General features: G+C 72.2%; 15 protein-coding genes. 9 read left to right on the top strand and 6 right to left on the bottom strand.

The window, feature by feature from the left end; translation table 11 throughout:
- Window positions 1–805: MinD/ParA family ATP-binding protein (locus ABD086_RS11390; RefSeq protein WP_425571597.1), on the top strand; the 805-nt coding region annotated here is incomplete at its 5' end.
- On the opposite strand, the gene ABD086_RS11385 is transcribed toward ABD086_RS11390, so the two are convergent.
- Both ABD086_RS11385 and ABD086_RS11380 read right to left on the bottom strand, forming a co-directional pair.
- On the bottom strand, window positions 736–2,085 hold the full coding sequence (locus tag ABD086_RS11385; protein ID WP_343907648.1) for a hypothetical protein: 1,350 nt from the start codon (window positions 2,083–2,085) through the stop codon (window positions 736–738). The genes ABD086_RS11390 and ABD086_RS11385 overlap by 70 nt on opposite strands.
- Before the next feature lies 1 nt (window position 2,086).
- On the bottom strand, window positions 2,087–2,446 hold the full coding sequence (locus ABD086_RS11380; protein WP_343907647.1) for a hypothetical protein: 360 nt from the start codon (window positions 2,444–2,446) through the stop codon (window positions 2,087–2,089).
- Between the two features lie 113 nt (window positions 2,447–2,559).
- On the opposite strand from ABD086_RS11380, the gene ABD086_RS11375 reads away from it, so the two are divergent.
- From ABD086_RS11375 to pruA, 3 genes are all read left to right on the top strand, one after another.
- Window positions 2,560–4,005, top strand: coding sequence for a WS/DGAT/MGAT family O-acyltransferase (locus tag ABD086_RS11375; RefSeq protein WP_343907646.1), 1,446 nt, complete (start codon window positions 2,560–2,562; stop codon window positions 4,003–4,005).
- Window positions 4,002–4,346: a DUF6912 family protein gene (locus ABD086_RS11370; protein ID WP_343907645.1), complete on the top strand. Its 345-nt coding sequence runs from the start codon at window positions 4,002–4,004 to the stop codon at window positions 4,344–4,346. The genes ABD086_RS11375 and ABD086_RS11370 overlap by 4 nt, the downstream gene beginning before the upstream one ends.
- Window positions 4,347–4,876: 530 nt before the next feature.
- A complete protein-coding gene (gene pruA, locus ABD086_RS11365) occupies window positions 4,877–6,505 on the top strand; it encodes an L-glutamate gamma-semialdehyde dehydrogenase (RefSeq protein WP_343907644.1) in 1,629 nt (542 codons plus the stop codon).
- A 76-nt stretch (window positions 6,506–6,581) separates the two neighbouring features.
- Here the strand turns inward: pruA and ABD086_RS11360 are convergent, their stop codons facing one another.
- Entirely contained in the window at window positions 6,582–6,734 is a 153-nt protein-coding gene (locus tag ABD086_RS11360) for a hypothetical protein (protein ID WP_343907643.1), read from the bottom strand.
- Between the two features lie 143 nt (window positions 6,735–6,877).
- Between ABD086_RS11360 and ABD086_RS11355 the strand changes: the two genes are divergently transcribed.
- Complete coding sequence (locus tag ABD086_RS11355) at window positions 6,878–7,057, top strand: hypothetical protein (RefSeq protein WP_343907642.1); 180 nt, start codon at window positions 6,878–6,880, stop codon at window positions 7,055–7,057.
- Here the strand turns inward: ABD086_RS11355 and ABD086_RS11350 are convergent.
- Window positions 7,042–7,521 carry a DUF2505 domain-containing protein gene (locus ABD086_RS11350; protein WP_343907641.1) on the bottom strand — a complete coding sequence of 160 codons (480 nt, stop codon included), beginning with the start codon at window positions 7,519–7,521 and terminating at the stop codon, window positions 7,042–7,044. The two genes, ABD086_RS11355 and ABD086_RS11350, sit on opposite strands and share 16 nt — an antisense overlap.
- Window positions 7,521–8,003, bottom strand: coding sequence for a DUF2505 domain-containing protein (locus tag ABD086_RS11345; protein WP_343907640.1), 483 nt, complete (start codon window positions 8,001–8,003; stop codon window positions 7,521–7,523). Before ABD086_RS11345 ends, ABD086_RS11350 begins: the two co-directional genes overlap by 1 nt.
- 21 nt (window positions 8,004–8,024) lie before the next feature.
- On the opposite strand from ABD086_RS11345, the gene ABD086_RS11340 reads away from it, so the two are divergent.
- The 4 genes from ABD086_RS11340 to ABD086_RS11325 are packed head-to-tail and all read left to right on the top strand — an operon-like array spanning window position 8,025 to window position 15,978.
- Entirely contained in the window at window positions 8,025–8,843 is an 819-nt protein-coding gene (locus ABD086_RS11340) for a tryptophan 2,3-dioxygenase (RefSeq protein ID WP_343907639.1), read from the top strand.
- A 57-nt stretch (window positions 8,844–8,900) separates the two neighbouring features.
- Window positions 8,901–13,778: an NAD-glutamate dehydrogenase gene (locus ABD086_RS11335; protein WP_343907638.1), complete on the top strand. Its 4,878-nt coding sequence runs from the start codon at window positions 8,901–8,903 to the stop codon at window positions 13,776–13,778.
- Window positions 13,775–15,172 carry an amidase gene (locus ABD086_RS11330; protein WP_343907637.1) on the top strand — a complete coding sequence of 466 codons (1,398 nt, stop codon included), beginning with the start codon at window positions 13,775–13,777 and terminating at the stop codon, window positions 15,170–15,172. Before ABD086_RS11335 ends, ABD086_RS11330 begins: the two co-directional genes overlap by 4 nt.
- Complete coding sequence (locus ABD086_RS11325) at window positions 15,145–15,978, top strand: SDR family NAD(P)-dependent oxidoreductase (protein ID WP_343907636.1); 834 nt, start codon at window positions 15,145–15,147, stop codon at window positions 15,976–15,978. The genes ABD086_RS11330 and ABD086_RS11325 overlap by 28 nt, the downstream gene beginning before the upstream one ends.
- Here the strand turns inward: ABD086_RS11325 and ABD086_RS11320 are convergent.
- Window positions 15,950–16,711: a sulfite exporter TauE/SafE family protein gene (locus ABD086_RS11320; protein ID WP_343907635.1), complete on the bottom strand. Its 762-nt coding sequence runs from the start codon at window positions 16,709–16,711 to the stop codon at window positions 15,950–15,952. The two genes, ABD086_RS11325 and ABD086_RS11320, sit on opposite strands and share 29 nt — an antisense overlap.
- Between the last annotated feature and the right edge of the window lie 10 nt (window positions 16,712–16,721).

Below are 16,721 nucleotides of genomic sequence, written 5' to 3'. Positions count from 1 at the left end.
GGGACCGGCCGGCGCCCCGGGCCGCACCACCGTGGCCGCGGCGCTGGCCGCCGAGCTGGCGCGGCGCCGACGGCGTACGGTCCTGGTCGACGCCGACCCGTACGGCGGGGCCGTCGCGCAGCAGCTCGGCATCCTCGACGAGGTGTCGGGCCTGCTGTCCGCGGCGCGGCTGGCCGCCGCGGGCCAGCTCGAGGAGCGGATCGGGTCGGTGCAGCGCGGCATCGACGCCCACCTGAGCGTGGTCACCGGTCTGCCCCGGGGCGACCGCTGGGTCGAGGTCCGCAACGGCACGGTCGAGCACCTCCTCGAGGTCGCCCGCGAGCACGCCGAGGTGGTCGTCGACACCGGGTTCAGCCTCGAGGACGACCCGGCCTCCGACTACGGCAGCCGCCCGGGCCGCAACCAGATGACGCTCGCCGCGCTCGAGGTCGCCGACGAGGTGGTCGTGGTCGGCAGCGCCGACCCCGTCGGGCTCTCCCGGCTGGCCCGGGGCCTCGTCGAGCTGGCCGAGCGCGGGCGCGACGCCCACGTGGTCGTCAACCGGATGCGCCCCAGCCTGGGCTGGTCCGAGCGCGACATCGCCGGCATGGTGGCCGGCTTCGCGCGCACCCGGGGGCTGCACTTCCTGCCCGAGGACCAGCCGACGGTCGACCGGGCGCTGGTCGCCGGTCGCACCCTCACCGAGGTCGGCGACTCGCCGCTCGGCCGCGCGGTGGGCCGGCTCGCCGACGACCTCTACGCCGCGAACAGCAGGTACAACCCACCCACGGTGAACGCGATCATCGCGAACAGCAGCGGCAGCTGACCGGTCAGCTGGTGCCGCGGGGGCAGGATCTTGATCGCCCGGTCGTGGGCGGCGATCACGCCGAGCACGTGGCCGGTCACGACCGCGATCACCTTGACGTTCGCGAGCAGCGTGGGGTGGTAGCTGAGCCAGTAGCTCACGCCCAGGTTCGCGGTGCCGAACCAGTTGGCCCCGGTGCTGAACGGGTCGCTGGCCTGGATCAGCGTCAGCTGCCCGACCTCGACGAGGTAGCTCAGGTAGTGGGCGACGATGTAGCCCACGACGATCGGCACGATCGAGTGCGCGAACAGGTCCGGCAGCTGCCACCGCTTCAGGTCGTCGCCGAGGCCGGTCAGCATCGTGCCGGCCGCGAAGACCAGGCCGACGCCGACGCAGAACGCCAGCAGCCCCAGGTTGTTGAGCAGGTACGCAGAGGTGTCGGTCGACTGGACGAACTGGATCCAGTGCGTGGAGTCCTTGAACGAGTCGAACGCCGTGCTGCCGAACAGCACGGACATCACCGCGACCAGGCCGGGGCGCACCGGGGTGGTGTCGAGGTTCGCCAGGGGGGTGCGGATCACCAGCAGGTCGCCGTGCTCGGTCCGGCGCCGGCCCCACACCGACATCCGCGAGACCAGGGTCGAGTACACCTCGAACGGGTCCGCCCGCTCGTAGAAGGTGTTGCCGAACAGGGCGCCGCCGACCAGCATCACGGCGACGTACGCCGCGCACCACAGCCGGATCGGCCCGATCTCGGTGGAGTAGGGGTAGACGAGCTCCATCCACACGAACGCGAACAGTCCGATCGCGGCGGGCCAGTGCCCGAGCCGCTCGGGGTAGGTGAGCATGCCCTGCTCGGGGTCGCCGCCGGAGACCTTCGCGAACGCCAGGTTGATCGTGCGGACCGGGCTGATCGCCTTCCACACCGGCCCGAGCAGCAGCGACAGCGGCACCAGCCCGACCCACCACCACACGTAGAAGATCCCGAGCAGCGGGTTGATGACGAGGTCCTTGCCGAACACCGCGACCATCGCGGTGTAGAGGAAGACCAGGAACCCGGCGGTGCGCCAGGTGGCCCGCCACGCGACCGAGTCGACGACCCGGCCGAGCGCCGGCGCCGGGCGGCCGCTGGTGGCGGCGTCGAACCGCGGCGTGCGCCACGCGATGGCCAGGACCGTGAAGGAGACGACGAGGGCGGCGGTTGCCCCGGCGATCGCCAGCTCGGGCGAGATCGGCAGGTCCTTGGCCCCGCCGATCCCGTGGGCGAGCGTGATGCCGTTGCCGGCCGTTCCGCCGCCCACCTCAGCGGACTTCGAGCTGGACGATGACCTTGTCCAACGAGTGCGACTCGACGTCGACGGTGCCCGGCGCGTCGATGCCGTGGATCGTCAGGGTCGTCTCGCCCTTGTCGTAGGTGAGCTCCTGCTCCGGCGTCGAGTGGACGTGGATCTCGCCGGGCGCGTCGGCGGTCACGTGCAGCTCGACGTCCTGGCCGGTGGCGACCTCGACGCGCTCGCCGTTCGGCGTGACCGAGTCGCCCTTGAACGTGACGTCGATGACCTTCGGGTCCTTCGTGTCCCCGGGGGCGGACTCCGAGCCGCCGCAGGCGGCCAGCGGAGCGGCGCACAGCAGGATCGTGAGGGCGGCCAGGGCACGGCGCATCGTCGTTCTTCCTTCGGCTCGGGACCGTGACGTCTGACAGAATCGCATGTTGTACCAACCGCGAGACGGGCACCCCCGGCCATGTCCGGCGACGGCGATCGAGAGGCGGAAGCATGAGTGAGCGGCTCCGGCCGCGGGACGTGGCCCTCCTGGCGGAGGAGTCGCCCTCCACGCCGATGCACAACGCCACGGTCGAGGTCTTCGACCCGGGCGACTCCGGCTTCGACTACGCCGAGCTCGTGCGCCTGGTGCAGGAGCGCATCTCGTTCGTGCCCCGCTACCGCCAGCGCGTCCAGACCGTGCCGGGCCGGCTGGCCAACCCGGTGTGGGTGGACGACGACCGCTTCGACCTCGGCTACCACGTCCGCCGGTCCGCGCTGCCCCGTCCGGGGACACTGGACCAGCTGCGCGAGCTGGTCGCCCGGATCGTGTCGCGACCCCTCGACCGGAGCCGGCCGCTGTGGGAGATCTACTTCGTCGAGGGCCTGGCCGGCGGCCGGGTCGCGCTGCTGTCGAAGTCCCACCAGGTGCTGGTCGACGGCATGCACACCGTCGACCTCGGCCAGGTGCTGCTCGACACGTCGCCCGAGCCCAAGGAGCTGGGCCTCGACGAGTGGCGGCCGCACGGCGACCCGTCGCCGTTGTCGCTGATGGCCGGCGCCGTCCGCGACTCCCTGACCGAACGTGGGACCGTCACCGCGACCGCGCGCAGCACCACCGGCTCGGTGCTGCGCGGCGTCGCGGGCGCCGCCCGCTCGGTCGGCCGGGTCGCCGACGCGCTCACGAACCGCGCGCCGCTCCCGGGCTCGCCGATCGTCGGACCGCTGTCCCAGCAGCGCCGGGTCATCGCCGTCCGCACCGACCTCGGCGACTACCGCACGGTGCGCGAGGCGCACGGCGGCACCGTGAACGACGTGATCCTCGCGACCGTCACCGGCGCCCTGCGGGCCTGGCTGATGACGCGGGGCGAGTCGATGCGCGGCATCCGCCAGGTCCGGGCGGTGGTGCCGATCTCGGTGATCGACGACGAGATGGAGGCCACCTCGCTCGGCAGTCAGATCGCCCCGCACTTCGTGGACCTGCCGGTGTGGGAGCCGAGCCCGGTGGTGCGGCTGCACCAGGTCTCCTACTCGTTCCTCGCGCACAAGGAGACCGGCCGCGCCGTCGCCGCGAGCCGGCTGACCAGCATCTCCGGGTTCGCTCCGGCCACGTTCCACGCGATCGGCTCCCGCGTCGCGGCGCGGGAGCGGCGCTCGTACCAGCTCTGCGTCACCAACGTCCCGGGTCCGCAGGCGCCGCTGTACGCCGCCGGCGCGCGGATGCTCGAGACCTACCCGGTGCCGCCGCTGCTCGAGGGGCACCCGCTGGCGATCGGGGTGACGTCGTACGACGGGCACGTCTACTACGGCCTCACCGCCGACCGGGACCTGCTGCCGGACGCGGACCTGCTCGGGCCGTGCCTCCAGGAGGCGCTCGACGAGCTGGTCGACTCGGCCACCGGCGGGCGCACCCGCGCGCCGCGCGGCCGCCGCAAGCGCAAGACGGAGACCACGCAGTGAGGGTGTACCTGCCCACGACGCTCGCGCTGCTGGCCGAGCAGCACGCCGAGGGCGTCGTCGTGGTCCCCGAGGACGTCGTGGTCGCCGAGGACGACAGCGAGGACGCGGAGTACGCCGCGCTGATGACCGCCGCCGACGCCTCGACCGCCCTCCTCGGCGGTCCCGGGCGCCGCGTGGTGGTCGTCGCGGAGCTCGACCAGGAGCCGGCGCCGGGCGGGGCCGTCCCGCTCCGGCGGGTGGCCGCGGTGCACGCCGACGTCGCCGACCGGCCGGCCGGCGCCGACCCCGACGAGGACCTCGGATGGTTCGCCACCCAGGAGATCCCCGACCTCCTGCGGTGACCGCCGAGTCGGCGCCAGTGCAGGTCCGTAGTCCCTCGAGTCGGCGCCAGTGCAGGTCCGTAGTCCCTCGAGTCGGCGCCAGTGCAGGTCCGTGGCCCCTCGAGTCGGCGCCAGTGCAGGTCCGTGGCCCCTCGAGTCGGCGCCAGTGCAGGTCCGTGGCCCCTCGAGTCGGCGCCAGTGCAGGTCCGTAGCCCTCGAGTCGGCGCCAGTGCAGGTCCGTAGCCCTCGAGTCGGCGCCAGTGCAGGTGATGCGTCTGCATTCGCGCCGAGTCGGCGCTGTGTGCGTCTGCAGTCGCGCCGAGTCGGCGCTGTGTGCGTCTGCAGTCGCGCCGAGTCGGCGCTGTGTGCGTCTGCAGTCGCGCCGAGTCGGCGCTGTGTGCGTCTGCAGTAGCGCCGAGTCGGCGCTGTGTGCGCCTGCATTCGCGCCGAGTCGGCGCTGTGTGCGTCTGCATTCGCGCCGAGTCGGCACTGCGTGCGCCTGCAGTAGCGCCGAGTCGGCGCCTACCGATGCCGCTCGCTACGCTCGCAGCATGGATGCAGTGACGACCCCTCCGGCTCCCACCAACGAGCCGAACCTGACCTACGCGCCGGGCACCCCCGAACGGGAGGCCCTGCTCGTGGAGATCGAGAAGCTCGAGAAGAAGCAGAAGAACCTGCGCGGCTACGTCGGTGGCCGCTGGAAGGCCGGGGGCGGCGCCGAGATCCAGGTCGTGCAGCCGCACGACCACCACCACGTGCTGGGCACGCTGAAGAACTCCACGCAGGCCGACGCGCGCGCCGCGATCAAGGCCGCGGCCGACGCCGCGCCGGGCTGGCGCGACATGGCGTTCGACGACCGCGCCGCGGTCCTGCTCAAGGCTGCGGACCTGCTGGCCGGCCCGTGGCGCCAGCGCCTGAACGCCGCCACCGTGCTGGGCCAGTCGAAGACGCCGTTCCAGGCCGAGATCGACGCCGCCTGCGAGCTCATCGACTTCTGGCGCTACAACGTGCACTACGCGCGGGAGATCCTCGCCGACCAGCCGATCGCGAACAGCCCCGGCGTGTGGAACCGCACCGACCACCGCCCGCTGGAGGGCTTCGTCTACGCGATCACGCCGTTCAACTTCACCGCGATCGCCGGCAACCTGCCCACCGCCCCGGCGCTGATGGGCAACACCGTGATCTGGAAGCCCTCGCCCACCCAGCAGCTGGCCGCGTCGCTGACCATGGAGCTGCTCGAGGAGGCGGGGATGCCGCCGGGCGTGATCAACATGCTGCCCGGCGACGGGCTGGAGGTCTCCCAGGTCGCGCTCGCGCACCCGGACCTGGCCGGCATCCACTTCACCGGCTCGACCCCGACCTTCCAGCACCTGTGGCGCGAGGTCGGCAACAACATCGAGGGCTACCGCTCCTACCCGCGGATCGTCGGCGAGACCGGCGGCAAGGACTTCATCGTCGCCCACCCCTCGGCCGACCCCGACGTGCTGCGGACGGCGATGATCCGCGGCGCGTTCGAGTTCCAGGGCCAGAAGTGCTCCGCCGCCTCGCGCGCCTACGTCGCCCGCTCGGTGTGGAACAGGATGAAGGACTCGCTGATCTCCGAGGTCGAGTCGATCACCGTCGGCGACCCCACCGACTTCTCCAACTTCATGGGCGCGGTCATCGACGACCGCGCGTTCGCCAAGCACAAGAAGGCGATCGAGCGGGCCAAGCGGTCGCGCAAGCTCGACATCCTGGTCGGCGGCACCCTCGACGACTCGGTCGGCTGGTTCGTGAGCCCGACCGTCGTCGAGGGCGGCGACCCCACCGACGAGATGTTCACGACCGAGTACTTCGGCCCGATCCTCGCCGTCCACGTCTACGACGACGGCGACTTCGAGAAGGTCGTGCACGCGATGGAGTCGATCGCGCCGTACGCCCTGACCGGCTCGATCATCGCCCAGGACCGCCGCGCGATCGCGTGGGCCCAGGAGACGCTGCGGTTCGCCGCCGGCAACTTCTACATCAACGACAAGCCCACCGGCGCCGTCGTGGGCCAGCAGCCGTTCGGCGGCGGCCGCGCGTCCGGCACCAACGACAAGGCCGGCGCCGCGGTGAACCTGCTGCGCTGGACCTCGCCGCGCTCGATCAAGGAGACGTTCGTCCCGCCGACCGACTACCGGTACCCGTACCTCGGCTGAGCCGGCGCACCGTCACCTCGAACGACGAGGCCCCCGCCGCTGGTGCGGCGGGGGCCTCGCTGCTCGAGCGCTCGGATCAGCTGGGCGGCAGGCAGATGTGCTGGGCCTGGCCGGTGCCGTTGACGTCGACGGACACGTCGAGGCAGGCGGACGGGGCGGCCGAGGCGGGGGCGACGGCCAGCAGGGACACGCCGGTGGCCAGGGCCACCGCGGCGAGGACTCGCTTCATGCTTCCTCCTGATCATCGGGCGGGGACCCGTTCCCCACCCGTGCGAGTGGTCGAACGAGCGACCGTGAGCGCGGTCACGACACCGGCCCGGATCGACTGGTCTGGACCAGACCGGCCTTGACGGCGAGGCCAGAATAACGGGAATGGACGCCGTGCTGCTGCCCCTGCACCTGGGTGCACTGCACCCGGCCGAGAAGGTCCTGACCCTGGTCCTGGCCTTCGGCCCGTTCCTGCTCCTGGCGGTGGTGATCATGCTCCGTCGCCGCCAGGACGCGCGGGACTCCCCGGACGCTCCGGGCCCGGAGTCTCAGCGCGACAGGTAGTCGCGCCCGACGGTGTTCTCGGCCTCGAGGGCCTTGCGGAGCAGGTCCGCGATCAGGCCCTCGATCTTCCCGCCGACCAGCGGGATGTTGACCTTGATCCGTACGTCGACGGTCTCGGTCGTCCGCCCGCCGGACTCGCTGAGCCGGATGGTGCCGACCATGTCGCCCGGCTTGCCGGGGATGCTCACGTGCAGCTCCGCGGAGTCCGGCGACGACCACTCCTCGCGCTGCACGATGTCGATCTCGTCGCCGACGAACTTCCTGGCGAACGACGGGATCCCCTTCGCGTGCTGGACCTGCTCGACGGTCACGGTGGTGACGTCGCCGAGGTCGACCCGCACGGTGGCCCGGAGCACCCGCTGGTACTCGCACACGGACTCGCGGAAGTGCGCGTCGGTGAGCATCGCCGCGACGTCGGCCAGCGGGGCGTCGTACACCAGGTCGTGCTTGAGCGTGGTCGCCATCAGCGGTCACCCGCCAGCCAGGCGACGCCGACCCCGTGCTCGGCGTCCATGCCGGTCGCGACCTGCTCGGCCATCAGCTTCTCGAGCTTGCCGCCGATGAGCGGGACCTTCACCTTCAGCTCGAGCTCGACGATCTCGATCGTCGCCGAGCCCTCCGCCCGGAGCGTGATGGTGCCGGTGGCGTGCGACGGCTTGCCGGGCGTGTCGATGTGCAGCGTGCCGCCGGTCGTGTCCTCCCACTCCTCGCGCTGGATCGCGCGGGTGGAGTCGCCGGCGAACGTGCGCGCGAACGACGGCAGGTCGTCGGTCTTCTGCAGCTGGTCGATGGTCAGCGAGTACCCGTTGCCGTCGCGCTCGAGGTGCACCTCGGCGGAGATGACGTCCTGGGCGGCGCACGACGCCTCCCGGAAGGCGGGGTCGGCCAGCATCTCGAAGACGTCGGCCGGGGAGGCGTCGTACCTCAGCTCGTGTCGGAACTTCATAACGGCCATAGTGTCAGTCCCGTGACCCCGGAAGACGCCTCCGAGACGTTCGTCTCCTTCGGTGAGCAGGGCGCGCAGCTCACCTACGGCTCCTACCTGCGCCTGCCGCAGCTGCTGGACTCCCAGCACCTCGAGTCCGACCCGCCCGCGCACGACGAGCTGCTGTTCATCACCATCCACCAGGTCTACGAGCTGTGGTTCAAGCAGCTCCTCCACGAGGTGACCTCGGCCCGCGACGCGATGCTCGGCGGCGTCGACGGCGGGCGGCTGTGGTGGGCGCAGCACCTGCTGACTCGGGTGCACGTGATCGAGCGGGTGCTCGTGCAGCAGATCGACGTGCTGGAGACGATGACGCCGCAGGACTTCCTGGAGTTCCGGCAGCGGCTGGCGCCGGCCAGCGGCTTCCAGTCGGTGCAGTACCGCGAGCTGGAGTTCCTGTCCGGCGCGAAGGACCGCAAGTACCTCGACCGGTTCAAGGGCATCACCGCGGACGAGCGGGAGCGCCTCGACGCCCGGCTCGCCGAGCCCACGCTGTGGGACGGGTTCCTCGCCGTGCTCCGCTCGGCCGGGCTGCCCGCCGGCACCGACGAGGAGGTGTCCGCCTCGATGCGCACGGTCGCCCACGACCGGGACCGGTACGCCGTCGTGTGGGCGCTCGGCGAGGCCCTGCTCCAGCACGACGAGCTCGCCGCCAGCTGGCGCGCGCGGCACGTGGTGATGGTCGAGCGGATGATCGGCGCCAAGTCCGGCACCGGCGGCTCGAGCGGCTCGACGTACCTCCGCTCCCGGCTGCCCGTGCAGTACTACCCGCTCCTCTGGGACCTGCGCAGCGCACTCTGATGCGGCATGCCGGACCCCGACTGGTGGGTAACCGCGGGGGAGTCCTACTGTCGGATCGTGTCAACGACGACGCGTGAGCAGGGCCTGTCCGCCATCCTGTCCGGTGCCATCGAGCTGGCCCGCAGCAAGAAGGGCTCCGGGGGGCCGCCGCACGACTCCGTGGACACCCTGATCCGGGCGTACTACCGGCACGTCGCGATCGAGGACATCGCCGAGCGCAGCGACGTCGACCTGTACGGCGCGTTCGCGTCGCACTACCGGCTCGCGGCGAGTCGGCCGCAGGGCACCGCCCGGGTGCGGGTGTTCACGCCGACCACGGCGGAGAACGGCTGGTCGGCCGACGGCCACGCGGTGGTCGAGGTCGTGGTCGACGACATGCCGTTCCTCGTCGACTCGCTGACCATGGAGCTGTCGCGCCAGCTGCGCGACGTGCACCTGGTGATCCACCCGCTCCTCGACGTCACCCGCGACATCACCGGTGGCCTCCAGGAGGTGCGGCCGGTCGCGGAGGGCGAGGACGTCCCCAACGACACCCACGACGGCATGGACGCGGTGGTCCGCGAGTCCTGGATGCACGTCGAGATCGACCGCCTGCCCGAGGGCGAGGACGTCGCCGCGATCGAGGAGGCCGTGCAGCGCGTGCTGCGCGACGTCCGCGAGTCCGTCGAGGACTGGTCGAAGATGCACGCGCAGGTCGCCGACATCGTGCACGAGCTCTCCACCGAGCCGCCGGAGGGCGTCGACACCGACGAGGTGCACCGCGCCCGCGACCTGCTCCAGTGGCTGGCCGAGGACCACTTCACGTTCCTGGGCTACCGGGAGTACCACCTCGAGCGGCACGACGACGGCGAGTACCTCAAGGCGGTGCCCGGCACCGGGCTCGGCATCCTGCGCGCCGACCCCGACATGGCGTCCTCCGCCGGCAGGCTCCCCGACGCGGCCGCCGCGAAGGCGCGCGAGAAGACGGTCCTGGTGCTCACCAAGGCGAACTCGCGCTCGACCGTGCACCGCCCGGCGTACCTCGACTACGTCGGCGTCAAGAAGTTCGAGAACGGCGAGGTGGTCGGTGAGCGCCGCTTCCTCGGCCTGTACTCCAGCGCCGCGTACACCGAGTCGCTGACCCGGATCCCGCTGCTGCGCGACCGTGCCGAGGAGGTGCTGCGGCGGATCGGGTTCCAGCCGTTCAGCCACGACGGCAAGGCCCTGATGGACACGCTGGAGACGTATCCGCGCGACGAGCTGTTCCACACGACCGTCGACGAGCTCGCGCCGATGGCCGAGCAGGCCATGCACGCCCGGGAGCGCCGCCAGCTGCGGCTGTTCATCCGCCGCGACACCTACGGCCGCTACGTGTCGGTGCTCGTCTACCTGCCCCGCGACCGCTACAACACCACGGTCCGCGAGAAGTTCTCCCAGATCCTCAAGGACCGGCTGGGCGGCGAGAGCGTCGAGTTCACGGTCCGGCTCACCGAGTCCACCACGGCCCGCGTGCACTTCGTGGTGCACCCGCCGAAGGGCTCGACGATCCTGGAGGTCGACGCCGCCGACCTCGAGCGGCGGATGGCCGAGGCCTCCCGCTCGTGGCGCGACGACTTCACGATCGCGGTGCTGGGGGAGTACGGCGAGGAGGTCGGCGCCCGGCTCGCGCGCCGGTACGTCGACTCGTTCCCGGAGGCCTACAAGGAGGACTTCGCGCCGCGGGTCGCCGCCGCCGACCTGGGCCGGCTCGAGGCCCTCGAGGTCGGCGCGGACGGCAGCGCCCTCGACCTGTCGATGTACGAGGACCTGGACGCCGGGCGCGGCGAGGCGCGGCTGAAGGTCTACCGGATCGGCTCGCCGCTGTCGTTGTCGGAGATCCTCCCGATGCTGTCGTCGATGGGGGTCGAGGTCGTCGACGAGCGGCCCTACGAGCTCGACGGGCTCGAGCGTCCGACGTACATCTACGAGTTCGGGCTGCGGTACGGGCGCGCGCTGCCGGACAACTCCCGCGAGCTGTTCCAGGACGCGATCCGGGCGATCTGGGACGGCAGCAACGAGATCGACGGCTTCAACGCGCTGGTCCTGGGGGCCGGGCTGACCTGGCGGCAGGCGACGGTGCTGCGCGCGTACGCCAAGTACATGAAGCAGGGGAACTCGCCGTTCGCGCTGGACTACATCGAGGAGGCCCTGCGCAACAACGTCGACATCACCCGGCTGCTGGTGCTGCTGTTCGAGATCCGGTTCGACCCGAAGGCCGACCTGGCCCGCGCGGAGATGGTCGAGCAGCGGATCGGGCGGGCGCTGGACGACGTCGCGAGCCTCGACCACGACCGCATCCTGCGGTCGTACCTCACCCACATCCGGGCGACCCTGCGCACGAACTACTACCAGCCGGCGGCGGACGGCGCGGCCAAGCCGTACATGTCCTTCAAGCTCGAGCCGTCCGCGATCCCGGACCTGCCCGAGCCGCGGCCCAAGTACGAGATCTTCGTGTACTCGCCGCGCGTCGAGGGCGTGCACCTGCGCTTCGGCGCGGTCGCCCGCGGTGGCCTGCGCTGGTCCGACCGCCGCGACGACTTCCGGACCGAGGTGCTCGGCCTGGTCAAGGCCCAGATGGTGAAGAACACCGTGATCGTGCCGGTCGGGGCGAAGGGCGGGTTCTTCGCCAAGCAGCTGCCCGACGCCGCCGACCGGGAGGCCTGGATGGCCGAGGGCATCGCGTCGTACAAGACCTTCATCTCCGGCCTGCTCGACATCACCGACAACCTCGTCGACGGCGAGACCGTGCCGCCGCGCGACGTGGTGCGCCACGACGGCGACGACACCTACCTGGTGGTCGCCGCGGACAAGGGCACCGCGACGTTCTCCGACATCGCCAACGGCGTCGCGAAGGACTACGGCTTCTGGCTCGGCGACGCCTTCGCCAGCGGTGGCTCGGTCGGCTACGACCACAAGGCGATGGGCATCACCGCGCGGGGCGCCTGGGTGTCGGTGCGGCGGCACTTCCGCGAGCGCGGCATCGACTGCCAGACCGAGGACTTCACCGCGGTCGGCATCGGTGACATGTCCGGGGACGTGTTCGGCAACGGGATGCTCTGCTCCGAGCACATCAAGCTGGTCGCGGCGTTCGACCACCGCGACATCTTCCTCGACCCCGATCCCGACCCCGCGGCGTCGTACGCCGAGCGCAAGCGGCTCTTCGAGCTGCCGCGGTCGAGCTGGCAGGACTACGACCGCACGGTGATCTCCGAGGGCGGCGGGGTCTACCCACGCTCGCTGAAGAAGGTCCCGCTCAACGACGCGGTGCGCCGGTCCCTCGGCATCGACGCGTCGGTCGAGACGATGACGCCGGCCGAGCTGATGCGGGCGATCCTGCTGGCACCGGTCGACCTGCTCTGGAACGGCGGCATCGGCACCTACGTGAAGTCCGCGGAGGAGACGCACGCCGACGCCGGTGACAAGGCGAACGACGCGATCCGCGTCGACGGCCGCGAGCTGCGCGCCCAGGCGGTCGGGGAGGGCGGCAACCTCGGGCTCACCCAGCGCGGCCGGATCGAGTACGCACTCCAGGGCGCATCCGGGGGAGGCGGCCGGATCAACACGGACTTCATCGACAACTCCGCCGGCGTGGACACCTCCGACCACGAGGTGAACCTGAAGATCCTGCTGGACCGGGTCGTCAAGGACGGCGACCTCACCGAGAAGCAGCGCAACCGCCTGCTCGCGGAGATGACCGACGAGGTCGCCGAGCTGGTGCTGCACGACAACTACGAGCAGAACCTCGCGCTGGCGAACGCCGTCGCGCACGCGCCATCCCTGCTGCACGTCCACGAGGAGTGGATGCGCAAGCTCGAGGGCGACGGGGTGCTCAACCGGGAGCTCGAGGGCCTGCCCAGCCGCAAGGAGGTGCGCCGCCGGCTCGACCAGGGCGAGGGGCTCACCGCGCCCGAGCTGGCCGTGCTGATGTCGTGGACCAAGATCGTGCTGGCCGACGAGCTGCTCGAGTCCGAGGTCCCGGACGACCACTACTTCGACCAGGACCTGCGGTCCTACTTCCCGCACCCGGTCCGGGACGGCTTCGAGCAGCAGATCCACGACCACCCGCTGCGCCGCGAGATCATCGTGACCCAGGTGGTCAACGACCTCGTGAACGGCGCGGGCATGACGTTCTGGCCCCGGCTCGCCGGCGAGACCGGCGCCACCGCCGACGAGCTCGCGCGGGCGAACTTCGTCGCCCGGGAGATCTTCGGGTCCCTGCCGATGCGCCGGGAGCTGATGTCGTTCGACAACAACCTGGACGCCGCGGTCCAGACCCGGATGCGGCTCGAGATGCGCACGCTCGTCGAGCGGGCCTCGCGCTGGCTGGTCAACAACCGCCGGCCCCCGGTGGACAGCCAGGGCACCGTCGACCAGTTCGCCGGCCCGGTGCAGCGCGCGATGGCCGAGCTGCCCGACCTGATGACCGGCCGCGAGCTGGCGGCGTACGTCGAGCGCCGCGACCGCCTGGTGGGCGAGGGGGTGCCCGAGGACCTGGCGTCGAAGGTCGCCGTGCTTCCTCCTGCCTACACGCTGCTCAACATCGTGGAGATCGCGCTGCGCGAGGACCTCGACCCCGCGGACGTCGCGCGCGTGCACTTCGCGCTGGGCGAGCGGCTCGGGCTGCCCGCCCTGGTGCAGCGGATCCTCGCGCTGCCGCGCGACGACCGGTGGCAGACGATGGCGCGGGCAGCGCTGCGCGACGACCTGAACGCCGTGCACGCCCAGCTGACCGCGCAGGCGCTCGCGACGACCTCGGCCGACGACCCCGCGCCGGTCCGGGTCGCCGCCTGGGAGGACCAGAACGCCGTGGTCGTCCCGCGGGCGGCGGACACGCTGCAGGAGATCTGCGTCGACGAGCACGCCGACCTGGCGCGACTGTCGGTCGGGCTCCGGGTCGTGCGAGGGTTGCTCACGTGAGCGACCTGACCCGGGCCGGAGTGGCCGAGACCGCCCGCCTCGTCGCCGATGGGGAGGTCAGCGCGCGCGGCGTGGTCGAGCAGGCGCTGGGCCGGATCGACGAGCGCGACCGCGAGCTCAACGCGTTCACGGCGGTGCTGGTCGACGCGGCGATCGCCGAGGCCGACGACCGCGACGCCGCGCTGGCGAGAGGTGGCCCGGTCGGCCCGCTGCACGGCGTGCCGATCGCGATCAAGGACGAGATCGACGTCGCCGGCACCGTCACGACGTTCGGCGGCCTGGGCAACTCCTCGCCGATGGCCGAGGACGCCGAGGTGGTGCGCCGGCTGCGGGCCGCGGGAGCGGTGATCGTCGGCAAGACGACGATGCCGGAGTTCGGCGCGTTCCCGTTCACCGAGTCCGTCGCGCGCGGCATCACGCGCAACCCGTGGAACCCCGCCCACACCCCCGGCGGCTCCAGCGGCGGTACGGCGGTCGCCGTCTCCGCGGGCATGGTGCCGGCCGGCCTCGGCGGTGACGGCGGCGGCTCCATCCGGATCCCCAGCGCGAGCTGCGGGCTGTTCGGGCTCAAGCCCCAGCGCGGCCGGGTCACCACCGCGCCCCAACCGCACCTGTGGTGGGCGCTCGGCACCGCCGGGCCACTGACCCGCAGCGTGCTCGACAGCGCCCTCGTCTACGACGTCGTCCGCGGCAACGTCGAGGGCGACCTCTTCACCGCCGGCGGCGGCGAGCCGTTCGTCGACGCCGTCGGCCGCGAGCCGGGCCGGCTCCGGGTCGGCTGGACCACGAAGCCCGTGACCCTCGGCGTCCGCCCGGACCCGGTCCACGTGCAGGCGGTGCGCGACACCGCCGCGCTGCTGTCCGACCTCGGCCACGACGTGCGCGAGGTCGACCCGCGCTACCCCGACCCGACCGCGGCGTTCGTGCCGCAGTTCCTCGGGGGCATCCGGGCCGAGGCGGAGCTCGTCGAGCACTACGACCGGCTCGAGCGGCGGACCCGCGAGACCTGCCGGCTCGGCTCCTGGGTCACCCCGCGGGTCCTCGACTTCGCGCTCGCGCAGACCGAGAAGGTGTCGGAGAAGGCGAACCGCGTCTTCCAGGACGTCGACGTGCTGCTCACCCCGACGATCGCGCACCGGCCGCCGAAGGTCGGCCGGCTCGACGGCGTGGGGACGGTGACGGCCTCGCTGCGCTCGATGCCGTCGATCGCGTACGCCGCGCTGTGGAACGTCGCGGGCAACCCCGCCGCGTCCGTCCCCTGCGGCACCGGTGCGGACGGGCTGCCGGTCGCGGTCCAGCTGGTCGGCCGCACCGACGACGAGGCGACGCTGTTCTCGCTCTCCGCCCAGCTGGAGCGGGCCCGCCCGTGGCCGCTCCTCGCGCGCGACGCGTGACGCTGGCCGGGCGCACCGTCCTGGTGACGGGCGCGTCGTCCGGCATCGGCGAGGCGACCGCCCGCGCCGTCGCCGCGGAGGGCGCGACCGTGCTGCTCGTCGCGCGCCGCGCGGACGAGCTGGACCGGGTCCGCTCGTCGATCGAGGCAGCGGGCGGCCGCGCGGCGGCGTACCCGTGCGACCTCACGGACCTCGACGCCGTCGACGCGCTCGTCGCGGCGATCCTCGCCGAGCACGGTGCGGTCGACGTGCTCGTCAACAACGCGGGCCGGTCGATCCGCCGGTCGCTGGAGCTCAGCTACGACCGCTTCCACGACGTCGAGCGCACGATGGCGGTGAACTTCTTCGCCCCGGTCCGGCTGACGCTCGGCCTGCTGCCGGCGATGCGGGCCCAGCGGTACGGCCACGTGGTCAACATCGTCACCTGGGGCGTCCAGATGCGCGCCCCGAAGTTCACCGCCTACATCGCCTCCAAGTCGGCGCTGGACTCCTGGAGTCGCAGCGCCGCGCGGGAGACCTACGGCGACAACGTCCGGTTCACCAACATGCGCTTCGCGCTGGTGCGCACCGCGATGTCCGCGCCCACGGAGGCGTACGCCGGGCGCGGCGCCACCCCCGAGCAAGCCGCCGCCCGTGTCCTGCGCGCCATCGAGCGCCGGCCCCCGCACGTGAACACGGTCGCCGGCAACGTCGGCGAGCTCCTCAACCTGGTCGCCCCGCGGCTGGCGGACTGGCTGTTCCACCGGTTCGACAAGATGTTCCCGGACTCGAAGGCGGCTAGCGGGCCATCCACAGGGCGGCCGTGACGCCGACGAGCACGATCAGCGCGCGCAGCACGCCGGGGTTCAGCCGGCGCCCCACCCGGGCTCCGGCGTACCCGCCCACGATCGAGCCGAGCGCGAGCAGCCCGACCGCCGTCCAGTCCAGGTCCGCGACGACGACGAAGATCAGGCTGGCGACCAGGTTGCTCGCCAGGATCGCCAACGTCTTGAGCGCGTTGACCACCCGGAACTCCAGGTTCGAGCCGAACCCGAGGACCGCGACCATCATGACGCCGGAGCCGGCGCCGAAGTAGCCGCCGTACACCCCCACGAGCGTGGAGAAGAACGTCGTGGCGCGGGAGAGCCGCACGTGCCGGGTCGGGGCGTCGCCGTGCGTGCGGCGCAGCCGGCGGCTGATCCGTGGCTGGGCGCCGACCAGCAGGCAGGTCCCGAGGATCAGCCACGGCACGACCGCCTCGAACACCCCGGCGGGCAGCGCGAGCAGCAGCGTGGCGCCGAGGACGGCGCCCGCGGCGCAGGTCGCGATCACGGTGGCCGTCACGGCCGGGTGCTCACGCAGCTCCGCCCGGTAGCCGAACGAGCCGGTCAGTCCGGCGGGCATCATCCCGACGGTGTTCGAGGCGTTGGCGACGACCGGGGGCAGCCCGAGCGCGACGAGCACCGGGAAGCTCAGCAGCGACGCGACGCCGACCGTCGACGTCATCACCCCGGCCACGAGGCCCGTGCCGACGATCGTCAGCTCCTCGAGACCGCTCATCACTTCACCC

This window comes from Nocardioides aquiterrae (genome assembly GCF_039526625.1).
GTDB classification, from domain to species: Bacteria; Actinomycetota; Actinomycetes; order Propionibacteriales; family Nocardioidaceae; genus Nocardioides; species Nocardioides aquiterrae.
The sequence above is the reverse complement of the archived record's forward strand: the minus strand, read 5'-3'. Positions and strand labels throughout refer to the sequence as shown.

Coding starts and splice junctions, on each gene's coding strand:
- ABD086_RS11380 (WP_343907647.1), bottom strand. CDS start 2,446: ATGCGCCGTGCCCTGGCCGCCCTCACGATCCTGCTGTGCGCCGCTCCG.
- ABD086_RS11375 (WP_343907646.1), top strand. CDS start 2,560: ATGAGTGAGCGGCTCCGGCCGCGGGACGTGGCCCTCCTGGCGGAGGAG.
- pruA (WP_343907644.1), top strand. CDS start 4,877: ATGGATGCAGTGACGACCCCTCCGGCTCCCACCAACGAGCCGAACCTG.
- ABD086_RS11360 (WP_343907643.1), bottom strand. CDS start 6,734: ATGAAGCGAGTCCTCGCCGCGGTGGCCCTGGCCACCGGCGTGTCCCTG.
- ABD086_RS11355 (WP_343907642.1), top strand. CDS start 6,878: ATGGACGCCGTGCTGCTGCCCCTGCACCTGGGTGCACTGCACCCGGCC.
- ABD086_RS11350 (WP_343907641.1), bottom strand. CDS start 7,521: ATGGCGACCACGCTCAAGCACGACCTGGTGTACGACGCCCCGCTGGCC.
- ABD086_RS11345 (WP_343907640.1), bottom strand. CDS start 8,003: ATGAAGTTCCGACACGAGCTGAGGTACGACGCCTCCCCGGCCGACGTC.
- ABD086_RS11320 (WP_343907635.1), bottom strand. CDS start 16,711: ATGAGCGGTCTCGAGGAGCTGACGATCGTCGGCACGGGCCTCGTGGCC.